This is a genomic window from Streptomyces sp. NPDC002536, assembly GCF_053594995.1.
Window position 1 is genome coordinate 1 of record NZ_JBSFWU010000159.1, and the last position, 10,906, is coordinate 10,906.

Below are 10,906 nucleotides of genomic sequence, written 5' to 3' on the forward strand. Positions count from 1 at the left end.
GCCCAGTGGCAAGAGGCGGTATTTCTCGCAGCACTCGGCGCAAGCGTAGATCTTCCTGGCCACTTGGTCGCCCTCGATGACGTCGATCGGTGCGGCCTTGGGCACGGACTCCTTGCACCACGAACAGAACTTGATCATCCTGTCCGGCCCCGACGCTCACGAGCCTTGCCGATGAGCGTGCGGACCTTCGCCGGGTCGCACAGCATGTGGTCGTCTTCCGGTGCGGGCAGGAGCCAGTACGCGCCTGGTGGTTCCCTGCGCGTGGGGACCGGCACACCGAGGTAGTTGACTGGGTGGTCGATGCCGACGCACTTGGCGCCTGGCTCCTGCCAGTCCCGGGAGGTGCCTGGTGGCACGAGCAAGCTGTACGCGGTCTGCGAGCGGGAGACGATGACAGCACTGGTGATGCTGGCTGCACGGAAATGGTTCTCGATGCCGTCCCGGTCCCTGATGCCTTGAATACCTCGTTCCACGGTTCCGGAGGGGAGTTGGATGACGTCGAAGTGCAGGCCTACCCGGAGTGTGGCGGTCATGCCCCTCTCCCACGACTCGCGGGCATCGCTCGGGCGCAGTTCCCGTGAGACGAGCCACAGGGTTGCTGCGAGTCGTTGGCTTGCAGGCTCATATTGTGTGCTGGGCACAGCGTGATCCCCTCATCCTGGGTTGGTGAGGGGATCATGTCGCTTTGAAGTGCGCGTGAGCGCACATTCTGTACGGATGGAGTTCGGGTAAATCGCTTGACTACGGAGCCAGTTGAGCCCCAGCCCACCGGGCGAAACCCGCGAGGGACTCGTGCTGTGCCCGGTCGAGCCGTACCAGCGTGGCCGCTGTGCTGCGCACGGTGGGGTGGAAGCGCGTGTGGTGCGGTGCGATCTCCCTGGCGCGTACGAGGTCGCGGTACGAGCCATTCCGGTCGCCCGCTGCCAGCTTTGCGGACGCTACGTCGATGTAGTGGTGCGACGAGCGCTCCCGGGCAAGGTCGGCCGGCGGTTCCCACTCCTCGCGGTCCTGCCCGGCGCCCCATTCGCGGATGCGCGCCAGAGCCTGCTCCGTGTCGCCGGAGTCGATCAGGACCGCCACTTCGTGGATCCTGAGGTTGCTCGGGCCGAAGCTCGTCTCGTAGTGGAGCGTGTCTCCCGGCAGCCTGTCCGCATACCACCGGGCCTCGGCCAACCGCCCCTGGGCGCGTTCCAGATGCCCGTCGCGTACCTCCAGGATGGCCAGCTTGAGCAGCATGGCGCCGATGACGGCCATATGGGCCTCGGGCAGCGAACGCTCCGGGGCCATCCGCTCCACTTCTTCCATGAGCCCCTCCAGGAGCCGCCGCGCAGAGGCGAAGCTGCCCATGCGGACCATGGCGCCGGCCTTCAAGTATCCGGCCGTGGCCTGCATAAGGCCGTCGTCGGAGCAGTCCGCGGCCCACTGCACGCGCTCGATGGCCGTGAGCGACAGGTCGTGGTATCCCAGCTTGTGTGCCAGCGAGTTGACGGCCCGATAGCAGATCGCGAGCTGTCGGAACGCCTCTCGCTGCTGTTGTTCGAGCGATGCGCCGGGCCGTCGGGCCGTCGAGTGCCGGTCGGAGAGTGCCACGTGAGTCAGTTCTGTGAGCAGTCCCGGCAGCAGTGGGCCCATGGGCACGTACTTGCTGTCCCGGCGCATCGCCGACACATGCTCGGTCTCTGCGATCAGGACCGGCAAGGGCCGCGGCGGGGCGAGCAGGTCGTCGGGGTCGTCGTAGCTGAGCAGGACGCGCCGGAGGTCAGGAATGACAGCCTGCGCCTGGGTATCGGTCTCGGCCCCGTTGAGGTACGGCTGCCCCGTGAGATGTGTCGGCCCGACGTTGAGTGCCTGGGCCAGGCGGGTCAGCATGCCGGGTGGCACGTGGCGGGTGCCGTTCTCGTACTTCTGCAGGGCGCTAGTGGAAATCGCGACGGCGTTGGCGAGTTGCCGCACGCTCATCTGACGGATTTTGCGCAGCTCACGGATGCGCTGGCCGACGTGCTCGCTCATGTTCCAGCCTTTCCTGTCCGGGCAGCGCCAGCCTAGAGCGAGGCGCGATCCGCTGAACAGGGATGCCCTGTGAACCCCTGCCTCTCATCGTGGCCGACGCAGGACAGCTCGCGTTGGCGGCCACGCGGCTAGGGCGCCAGCAGCACCGGGAGGTCGGTGAGCGTGGTGATCCGCCGGTCGATGCCGGGACGGGCAAGGCGCAGGGCGTCTGCGTTGTCCCGGCTCTGCGCGACGACGGCCCCGACGAGGGCGGAGAGGGTGTGCCTCGGGATGTCGAGCCAGTCCGCCCAGGATCCCCATCCACGGTCATCTTCGATGAGGGTCTCACCAACGTCGAAAGCCACTGCCTCGATTATGTCGTCGGCCTAGAGGTGACCAGCATTCGCTCGGCGCTGCCTGTCCAGAGCTGAGCGCCCTTCTTCCAGCACAGGTGGTGAGTCGTTGTGGCGGTCACGTGCCCGTGGCCGCCGCAGGCGTCTCGTGGAGGGGGTCACTGTCCGCCGAGGTAGTCGGTCTGCGAAGCGATCCGGCTCCCGCGCAGTTGGAGGATGGTGCAGAAGCTGGCGGTGACGGGCTGTCCGGCCGGGGGCAGGGCCGGGTGCGCTCCGGAGCTGGTGCCTGCGAAGTCGGTTTCGATGGCGATGGCGTCCCCTTCGGCGATGACGCGCTTGAGGGTCAGCATCCGGTCCGGAACAGCGCCGGCGTACTCCTGGATGTGGCTCACGAAGGCATCGCGGCCGGTGAAGGCGAGCTGGAAGGCCCCGCAGGTGTAGACGACGTCGTCGGTGAACACCGCCCCGAACCGGTCGAAGTCCTGGTGGTTGTAGGCGTCCACCCACTCGTGAACGAGCTCGTTGACGTCCGTGTCGCTGCTCATGACTGCCGGCCTTTCCGTGCCTCGTGAAGTCGTATGCACAGGCTTGCACCGGTATAGGACTATTCGTGTCCTATACCCCTGGAGTCGCCGGTCAGTTGGATATGGGACGTGTCCTGTCCTATATGGAGGCCATGCTTCCGCTATGACTTCTCAGGACAACACCAGGACCACAGGCGGGAGCACGGGCATGGGCGAGGGAAAGCCGCTGGCCGGGAAGGTTGCGCTGATCGCGGGGGCGACCCGGGGCGCGGGCCGGGCCATGGCCGTCGAGCTCGGCCGGGCCGGGGCCACGGTATACGTGACCGGCCGCACCACACACGGCGGGGCGAGCGAGACGGGCCGTCCGGCGGAGACCATCGAGCAGACCGCCGAGCTGGTCACCGCGGCCGGCGGCCAGGGCATCGCGGCGGTGGTCGACCACCTTCAGCCGGAGCAGGTGCGGGCGCTGATCGAGCGCATCGACCGGGAGCAGGGGCGCCTGGACGTACTCGTCAACGCCGTCTGGGGTGGCGACGCCCTCGTCGAGCACGGCAAGAAGATGTGGGAATGCGACATGGACAAGGGGCTGCGCATGTGGCGGCTCGGCGTCGAGACCCACTTCGTCACCAGCCGCTACGCACTGCCGCTGATGATCCGGCAGCCGGGCGGTCTGGTGGTGGAGATGACGGACGGTACGGAGGAGTTCAACCGCCGATACCGTGCGCCGTTCTACTACGACCTGGCCAAGTACGCGCCGATCAGGATGGCCAAGGCCCTGGCCGAGGAGGCCGGCGAGTACGGCTGCACCGCGGTGAGCCTCACTCCCGGTTTCATGCGGACCGAGGCGGTGCTGGAGATGTTCGGGGTGAGCGAGGAGAACTGGCGCGACGGCTGCAAGGTTGACCCCACCTTCGCGATGTCCGAGACCCCCGCCTACGTCGCACGTGCCGTGACCGCGCTCGCCGCCGACCCCGACATGGCGCGCCTCAGCGGCAGTTCGCTGTCCGCCGGGGCTCTGGCCAAGGAGTACGGGTTCACGGACGTCGACGGGTCCGCCCCGGACCCCGCACGGTACTTCGAGGAGTTCATGACCACCGGCAAGGCTCCCGACCCCGCCGACTACCGCTGACCGCCACGCGGGCCCCGGGCTCCGGGGCCCGCGCCGGACCGATGTGAAGGAGGCAATGCCGATGACTCCGGGGGATGTTGCGGAGTTCGCCATGGGACTGCCGGAGGCGATGGAAGGCGAACCCGGGCCCGGGATGACCCTGTTCAAGGTCGGCGGCAAGATCTTCGCCGTCCTGACGGAAGCCGATGCCTCGCGCCCGGAACAGGTGACGCTCAAGAGCGACCCCGAGACCGCCCTGCACCTGCGCGAACAGTACCCGGCCGTGGGTCTCAGCCACTACGCGCGCCTACGGCACTGGAACACCGTGGTCCTGGACGGCACCGTGCCCGACGACGAACTCGCCGACATGATCGAGCACTCCTGGGAACGCGTCGTTGCCGGCCTGCCCCGCACCACCCGTGAACGCCTGCAAACGCTCCGATCTCCGCGTGAACGGTGACGCGGGCATGGACGGCCGGTCCGAGTATGGCCCCCCACAAGCCCTGCATCGGGATTCGTCAGGCCCGTGCGTCACCGGCGCGCTACCGTACGGGGCACGCGCCACGCTGCCCACGGTCCGCCGAGGAGGAATCCCGTGTCATCGCCCTGCGACCCCCAGTACGCTCCCGCCGGCGACGTGGGCGCAGCGCTCATGCTGATCGACTCCCGGCTCAAGGCCGTCTACGAGGACAGACTTCAGACCGATGCCGAACAACAAGCGCTGACCGACCAGTTCACCGCGTCCTTGGGGCCCAGTGGAGCCAAGGACATACTGGACGGCGCGTGCACGCTCATCTACATGTTCATGCAGTGGCTGCGGATGGCCTACGAGGATCACGGCAAGGACGTCATCGAGTACGTGGTGCCCAACCTCGTGGCCACGATGCGCATGATGCCCAAGAGCGTCCGCCCCGAGGCCATCCCCACCATGGCCGGCCTGCTCGTTGCCGCAGGCACAGGTCTGAGCCCCAGTCTGTGGCGCAAGCAGTACGGATTCTGGACCAAGGAGGAGATGAATCCTCTGGAAGTCACCGCCTTCCTGCTTGCGGAGCACATCAACCGGCTCACCGACGACCGTGACTTCGCCACCCGCGTGATCGTCGAGGCCCTGTCCAGCGCGGACGAAGACTGACGTGAGTCCGTCCGGCGCTGGACGACGAGCGGCGGAACCCTACGGCTCGTACACGTACCGCCCGGCCGGCCCAGCCGCACTGCGGCCACCCCGCGTCGTGACGGTGACGTCCACCGATCCCGACCCCGCCGGAGGCGTCGCGCTGCAGAACGACGGCCCGCACGAGACGTGTTGGGCCGGGCGGTCGCCGAAGAGCACGGTGCCCTGCGCCAGGTTCGTGCCCTGCACGTACACGTGACCTCCGCCGGAGGCGGGCCCGCTGTTCGGCGTCAGCCTGGTCACCACGGGCGCCGGAGGAGCCGCCGGAGGCGGACCGTTGTAGGTGAAGCCGTCGTCCGCGGTGGACGCCCCGCCCGGGGTGATGACGGTGACCGGGACCGTCTCCTCCCCGCCGGGGGCCTGGGCGACGCACGAGGATTCCGTGCAGGACACGTTGGTGGCCGGGTCATTGCCGAACAGGATGAATCCGTCGGCCAGATGAGAGCCGGTGACGGTCACTGCCGTGCCGCCGGTGCCCGGTCCGGCGGACGTGCTGATGCCCGTCACCTCCGGCTCGGGAGGGGTCTCCGCAGGTGGCTGCGGGGTGTTGACGGCCATCGTCGCCACATTGTTGGAGGGGTTGGTGTCGCCCTGGTTGGCGACCGTCGCTCTGACCACCCCGGACCGGGCGTTCGGGGGAGCATAGAACGTCGTCTTCATGAAGTAGTCCCGCCCCGGCGCCATGGTGCCGGTGAACGTGGCGTCCAGATGACGGCCGTCGGGCGAGAGGGACTCGGCGAAGGAGTAGTCGTAGGGCATCGAGTACATCATGGCGACGTCGAACATCCGCATGCCCGGCGGCAGATCGAGGGTGAGGTGGGTGACCCCTGTGACGTCGGCGGTGCCGACGGACTTCCAGTGCACCGAGATCTGCCCGGGCGAGTGCCCCGACGGGCCCTGGCCGTACATCGCGACCGCCACATCGGGGGCGCCGCTCTGGTCGTCCGACGCGGACGCGGGACCGGCCGCCGTCACGGCGAGCAGGGCCGCGGCACAGACTGCTGATAAGCGCGTTCTTCGGCTTGTCATGTTCCGTGGCATCGTCAACAGAGGCCCGTGCGTTACGCGTTGACCTCTGCTCCAGCCGGTACGACCAGGACCGGTCCGTAGGCGTGCCGCAGGCAGTACAGGCTCACCGAGCCGTGCAGCAGCCGGTGCACCGGCCCGTGCGAGCTGCCGCCCACCACCAGCAGGTCGCCGTCCTCGGCCGCGCCGGCCACCAGCAGCGGCCCCGCCGGGCCGCGGGCCACGACGGGCTCGCAGGGCACGTCGTCCGGCAGTCCGCCCAGTGCCCGGCGGCAGGCGCTCTTCAGGTCCTCTCGCGCCCGGCGGGCCAGCTCCCGCGCGGTCTCCGCGTCCAGTGGCCACATCATGTCGACGTAGTCGCCTTCGGGAGAGGTGTATGCGAGCACCGGGCGCAGTGCGGCGTGGTGCTGCCGGGCTTCTTCCGCGGCCTTCCGCAGGGCTGTGAGGCTGCCGCGTGAACCGTCGACTCCTACGACGACGCGGCGTACGCACTGGTTCATCGGTTCGCTTTCCTTTCCGCTCAGGATTTCCTGCCCCGGCTTTTCACGCTAGGCAAGGGGTCCGGCCCGCCGTATCGGTCATCCGGCCGATCCATCGGAGGACCGGATTCCGTTGATCGGCTACGGTCGCGACATGGCCGCTCGGGAACTGTGGCGCCAGGAGGGACCGGGTCACCTGCGGCGCGCCGTGTGGGTCCTCGTGGCCGGGTACGGCAGCTTCTGCGCGTTCCTCTACGGGCTCGGCAACCCCGTCGCCGCCCTCTACGCCGTCTTCGGCGCCCTGCCGCTGATCATGTTCTGCCGGATCCCGGGGCCGGCCCGCGAGCGCACCCGCACGCTGCTCGCCGCGCTGCCGGTGAGCTGGGCGCTCGTCACCGCAGGCACCCTGCTCGCCGTCCGCTCCTGGACGGCTGCCTGCGGCATGGTCGTCGTCGGCTTCGCCGTCTCGTACTGCGAGGCGGGCGGCCCCCGCCCGGCCGGGCTCGGCATGGCCTTCCAGCTCCACTACGTGCTGCCCTGCTTCCCGCCCTACGCCCCGGACACCCTCGGCGACCGGCTGGGCGGGCTCACCGTGGGATACCTGCTCGCCGTGCTCGCCCAGCGGGTGCTGTGGCCCGAACCGCCGCCGGTCCCGTACCGCGTGATCCTCGCGGACGCCGAGGCCGCCGCCGCCCGCTACGCCGAGTCGGCCGCCCGGCGGCTGGACCACGGAACCGCGGACGGCGACGACGACGCGGAGCTGCGCGAGCACCGCGCGGCGGCCCACCGGACCGGTGACGCGACCCGCCTGTCCCGGGTGCCGCCGACCGAGCGCCCCACCTCGCCCTCCGTGCGGGACCTGGCCCTCAACCACGCCCGCGCCGGACTCCGCCAGGTGCGCAACCAGCTCGACCGGCTGGCCGGTTCCGACGCGGCCGGCGAGCCGGACCCCGCCGCCGCGGCACTGCTGCGCCATGCGGCGGCGGCCCTGCACGCAGCGGCACGCGCCTTGCGCGAGGGCATGCCCGGGGAGCGGGCCGACGCCCTGCGCTCGGCCCTCGCCGGCTACGACGCCGTGCGCACCGAACAGGCGGCGCGCGCCTCGCCCGCCCGGCTGCGCCAGGACGCGGTCGCGCGGGCGGCGGCCGAGGGCGGTTGGCTGGTGGCCGAGGCCGCCCGGATCGCCCTCGGCGGCCGGCCTCTCGCAGCCGGTGCCACGGAGGAGGAACAGCAGCGCACGGCACGGCGGTTCCCGTACGCCGTGCTGTCCGCCCGCCGCCGCTGGTGGCACCGGCTGCGGCTGCACCTGACGTTCCGTTCCGTCCACCTGCAGAACGCGTTGCGGGTCGCCTTCGCCCTGGCCGCAGCGCGAATCGTGGCGGGCGAACTCGCCCTGGCGCACGGCTTCTGGGTGCTGCTGGCCACCCTCAGCCTGATGCGTACGTCCGCGGCCGACACCCGCAGCGCCCTGGTGCCCGCCTTCGCCGGCACCGTCGTCGGTGCTGCGCTCGCCGCCGTGGTGGTCCGGTCGGTCGGCGACGTCCCCGCCTTCTACGCCGCCGTCCTGCCCGTCGTCATCCTGGCCGGCTTCGGCGTGGCGCCGCTGCTCGGACCCGCCTGGACCCAGGGGGCGTTCACGATGGTCTTCCTCCTGGTCTTCGCCCAGATCACCCCGCCCGACTGGCGCCTGTCCGCCATGCGGCTCCTCGACGTCGTGGTCGGCGGCTCGATCGGTGCCCTGGCCGGCCTGCTGGCCTGGCCCAAGGGCGGACGCGGCGAACTGCAGCGGGACATCGGGGACTTCCTCGTCCGCGGAGCCGAAGGATGCCGGACCGTCGCCCGCATGCTGTGCGACGGGCGTGACACTCCGCCGGACCCGCTCGCCCCGGCACGCCGCGCGATGCTCCTGGCAGAGGCCTCCTATGTGCAGTACCGGACCGAGCGCATCAGCCGCCGCACCGCCGACCCCTCGTGGGAGACCGCCATGGCGGCCGGCTACCACGTGGTGCGCGGCGGCGAGTTCCTGCTCAGCGGCCGCAAGGGCAGGCCCTGCGGCCCGCTGCCGCGCGAGGCGGCCGCCGAACTGACCGACCTGGCAGGTCGGGTGGCGACCGAGTGCCTCCATGCGGCCCGTGCCGTGGCCGCCGACGGCACGCACCCCGCCGCCGGTCCCGCGGAGCCGGACCCGTACCCCGCCGCGGCCTCCGCGCCGCTGCGGCACGCCGTCGAACGGGCTGCGCGGACGGCGCCGTCCCAGGTGCTGCTCGTCGCCGACGTCGAGGCGTGGCTCACAGGCGTGGCGCGGGATGCGCGGCGCGCGCTGTAGGGGCGGGGCAGGTGGTGTGTCGACTGCGGGCCGTCCTGGGCCGATCGCGCAGTTCCCCGCGCCCCTGAAGGGCGCGGAGGCTTCCCGGTTGCGAAGCCCTGCTGCGGGCCGCACAGTCTTGTGTCATGAGGCTCTCCGGCCGCTGGGCCATGCTGGCCGTGCTGTGCGCGAGCCTGCTGCTGGTGGCCATGGACGCCACGATCCTCAACGTGGCCCTGCCCTCGCTCATCCAGGATCTGCGGCCCGGCCCGCTCGCCCAGTTGTGGATCATCGATGTCTACGGGCTGGTGCTCGGCGGGCTTCTGGTCACCACCGGCGCGGTCGGCGACCGCTTCGGCCGCAAGCGGCTGTTCCTGGGCGGTTTCGTGCTCTTCGGTCTGGCCTCCGTCATGGCCGCCACGGCCCACAGCTCCTGGCAGCTGATCGCGGGGCGTGTGCTGCTGGGGCTGGGCGGTGCCATGGTCATGCCGTCGACGCTCTCGCTGATCCGGAACATCTTCACCGACGACCGGGAACGCACGCTCGCCATCGGCGTGTGGGCGGCCGTCGCCGGGGCCGGGGCTTGTGTGGGGCCGCTGGTCGGCGGGGTGCTCGTCGAGCGCTTCGGCTGGGCGTCGGCGTTCTGGGTCAACGTGCCGGTCGTCGTCGTCACCGTCGCGGCGGGCAGCCGGCTGCTGCCGGAGTTCCGGGCCCCGCAGGCCGGCGGTCTGGACTGGGCGGGGGCGGCGCTCTCCGTCGTCGGCATCGTCTGCCTGGCCTGGGGCATCAAGCACGTCGCCAAGGGCGGTACCGGGCCCGTGGATCTGGGCATGCTCGTCGTCGGCGTGCTGCTGATCGCCGTGTTCGCCCGGCGTCAACTCGGCCTGGCGGACCCGCTGCTGGACGTGCGGCTGTTCCGCAACGGTCCGTTCCTGGCGGCCGCGCTGGCCACCCTGCTGGCGATGCTCGCCATCGGTGCCGCGCTGTTCCTGATCTCCTTGTGGCTGCAGTACGTTCACGGCTATTCGCCGTCGCAGGCCGGTCTGCGCACCGTGCCGTCCGCGCTCGCCATGCTGGCGGGATCGCTGTCCACGCCCTGGCTGATGCACCGCATCGGGGTGCGCTTTGTGCTGGCCGTCGGGCTCGGGGCCCTGGCGGCGGGGTTCCTTGTGCTCGCCCTCGCGCCCGAGCCGACGAGCTATGCGGTGGTCGCCGTCGTCCTCGCGGCTCTGGGCCTCGGCGACGGGTTGGCGATCACCGCTTCGGCGTCGGTGCTGGTCTCGTCCGTGCCTCCCGAACGTGCCGGGCAGGCCGGGGCGGTGTCCGAGACCGCCTACGAACTCGGCGTTGCCCTCGGGGTGGCGCTGCTCGGCAGCATCCACGGGGCCGTCTTCAGCAGCAGGATGACCGGGCTGCCCGTCGGGGGCTCCGCGGCGGAGACCGCGCGCGGGTCGGTCGGCGGCGCGGCCGAGGTCGCCCGGGAGGCGGGCGGCGTGACGGGCCGGCGCGTGCTCGCCGTTGCGCGCGAGGCCTTCGACCACGCGCTGACCACGACGGCGTACGTCTCCGCGGCGATCGTGGTCGCCGTGGCCGTGCTGGCGGTGCTGCTGGTGCCGCGGGGGTTCCGGGCGACGGGCGGGCATTGACCTCGCCCCGTAGGGGCGCGGGGCTGTTCACATATGCGGCTCCGCCGCGTGGGCGCGATCAGCCACGATGCTCCCGCAGTCGAGGTCCCCCAGCTACCGCTGGGGGTGCCCCCAGGGGCTTCGCCCCGGACCCCTGGGGTGGTGCGGTGGCTGCGGGCCGGTGGGGGCTGGTCGCGCAGTTCCCCGCGCCCCTGACGGGGCGCCTGGTCGCGCCCACGCGGCGGAGCCGCTGGGGGCACCTCCCAGCGGTAGCTGGGGGACCGCCGCCCGCCGGGGCCCGTCCGGCGGATCTTTGAGCGCCCCGT

Annotated in this window: 10 protein-coding genes and 1 pseudogene; 5 read left to right on the top strand and 6 right to left on the bottom strand. The window is 71.1% G+C overall.

Annotated features, from left to right (window positions below; translation table 11 throughout):
- Positions 1–134 precede the first annotated feature (134 nt).
- The 4 genes and pseudogenes from ACWD4B_RS33350 to ACWD4B_RS33365 all read right to left on the bottom strand — a co-directional run bounded on the left by ACWD4B_RS33350 (position 135) and on the right by ACWD4B_RS33365 (position 2,887).
- Positions 135–533, bottom strand: a complete 399-nt coding sequence (locus ACWD4B_RS33350; protein WP_451424282.1) for a hypothetical protein — start codon at positions 531–533, stop codon at positions 135–137.
- Between the two features lie 208 nt (positions 534–741).
- The gene (locus ACWD4B_RS33355) at positions 742–2,010 is read right to left on the bottom strand and encodes a helix-turn-helix domain-containing protein (protein ID WP_451424283.1); all 1,269 of its coding nucleotides are present in this window, start codon (positions 2,008–2,010) and stop codon (positions 742–744) included.
- 176 nt (positions 2,011–2,186) lie between these two features.
- Positions 2,187–2,366: pseudogene (locus tag ACWD4B_RS33360) on the bottom strand (HAD family hydrolase); the annotation flags it as partial.
- 134 nt (positions 2,367–2,500) lie between these two features.
- On the bottom strand, positions 2,501–2,887 hold the full coding sequence (locus ACWD4B_RS33365; RefSeq protein ID WP_451424284.1) for an ester cyclase: 387 nt from the start codon (positions 2,885–2,887) through the stop codon (positions 2,501–2,503).
- Between the two features lie 142 nt (positions 2,888–3,029).
- On the opposite strand from ACWD4B_RS33365, the gene ACWD4B_RS33370 reads away from it, so the two are divergent.
- The 3 genes from ACWD4B_RS33370 (at position 3,030) to ACWD4B_RS33380 (ending at position 5,106) form a co-directional block, all read left to right on the top strand.
- The gene (locus tag ACWD4B_RS33370) at positions 3,030–3,995 is read left to right on the top strand and encodes an SDR family oxidoreductase (RefSeq protein WP_451424285.1); all 966 of its coding nucleotides are present in this window, start codon (positions 3,030–3,032) and stop codon (positions 3,993–3,995) included.
- Between the two features lie 55 nt (positions 3,996–4,050).
- On the top strand, positions 4,051–4,434 hold the full coding sequence (locus ACWD4B_RS33375; RefSeq protein WP_451424286.1) for an MmcQ/YjbR family DNA-binding protein: 384 nt from the start codon (positions 4,051–4,053) through the stop codon (positions 4,432–4,434).
- A gap of 135 nt (positions 4,435–4,569) precedes the next feature.
- Positions 4,570–5,106, top strand: a complete 537-nt coding sequence (locus tag ACWD4B_RS33380; protein WP_451424287.1) for a hypothetical protein — start codon at positions 4,570–4,572, stop codon at positions 5,104–5,106.
- A gap of 39 nt (positions 5,107–5,145) precedes the next feature.
- On the opposite strand, the gene ACWD4B_RS33385 is transcribed toward ACWD4B_RS33380, so the two are convergent.
- On the bottom strand, positions 5,146–6,174 hold the full coding sequence (locus ACWD4B_RS33385) for an IPT/TIG domain-containing protein (RefSeq protein ID WP_451424288.1): 1,029 nt from the start codon (positions 6,172–6,174) through the stop codon (positions 5,146–5,148).
- 32 nt (positions 6,175–6,206) lie between these two features.
- Entirely contained in the window at positions 6,207–6,671 is a 465-nt protein-coding gene (locus ACWD4B_RS33390; protein WP_451424289.1) for a universal stress protein, read from the bottom strand.
- A gap of 133 nt (positions 6,672–6,804) precedes the next feature.
- On the opposite strand from ACWD4B_RS33390, the gene ACWD4B_RS33395 reads away from it, so the two are divergent.
- A complete protein-coding gene (locus ACWD4B_RS33395) occupies positions 6,805–8,976 on the top strand; it encodes an FUSC family protein (RefSeq protein WP_451424290.1) in 2,172 nt (723 codons plus the stop codon).
- 125 nt (positions 8,977–9,101) lie between these two features.
- Positions 9,102–10,601: an MFS transporter gene (locus tag ACWD4B_RS33400; protein ID WP_451424291.1), complete on the top strand. Its 1,500-nt coding sequence runs from the start codon at positions 9,102–9,104 to the stop codon at positions 10,599–10,601.
- Positions 10,602–10,906: the final 305 nt, after the last annotated feature.

Bases quoted from the DNA above. Each gene is read 5' to 3' on its own strand.
- ACWD4B_RS33350 (WP_451424282.1), bottom strand. From the start codon at position 533: ATGACCGCCACACTCCGGGTAGGCCTGCACTTCGACGTCATCCAACTC.
- ACWD4B_RS33355 (WP_451424283.1), bottom strand. From the start codon at position 2,010: ATGAGCGAGCACGTCGGCCAGCGCATCCGTGAGCTGCGCAAAATCCGT.
- ACWD4B_RS33365 (WP_451424284.1), bottom strand. From the start codon at position 2,887: ATGAGCAGCGACACGGACGTCAACGAGCTCGTTCACGAGTGGGTGGAC.
- ACWD4B_RS33370 (WP_451424285.1), top strand. From the start codon at position 3,030: ATGACTTCTCAGGACAACACCAGGACCACAGGCGGGAGCACGGGCATG.
- ACWD4B_RS33375 (WP_451424286.1), top strand. From the start codon at position 4,051: ATGCCGATGACTCCGGGGGATGTTGCGGAGTTCGCCATGGGACTGCCG.
- ACWD4B_RS33385 (WP_451424288.1), bottom strand. From the start codon at position 6,174: ATGACAAGCCGAAGAACGCGCTTATCAGCAGTCTGTGCCGCGGCCCTG.
- ACWD4B_RS33390 (WP_451424289.1), bottom strand. From the start codon at position 6,671: ATGAACCAGTGCGTACGCCGCGTCGTCGTAGGAGTCGACGGTTCACGC.
- ACWD4B_RS33395 (WP_451424290.1), top strand. From the start codon at position 6,805: ATGGCCGCTCGGGAACTGTGGCGCCAGGAGGGACCGGGTCACCTGCGG.
- ACWD4B_RS33400 (WP_451424291.1), top strand. From the start codon at position 9,102: ATGAGGCTCTCCGGCCGCTGGGCCATGCTGGCCGTGCTGTGCGCGAGC.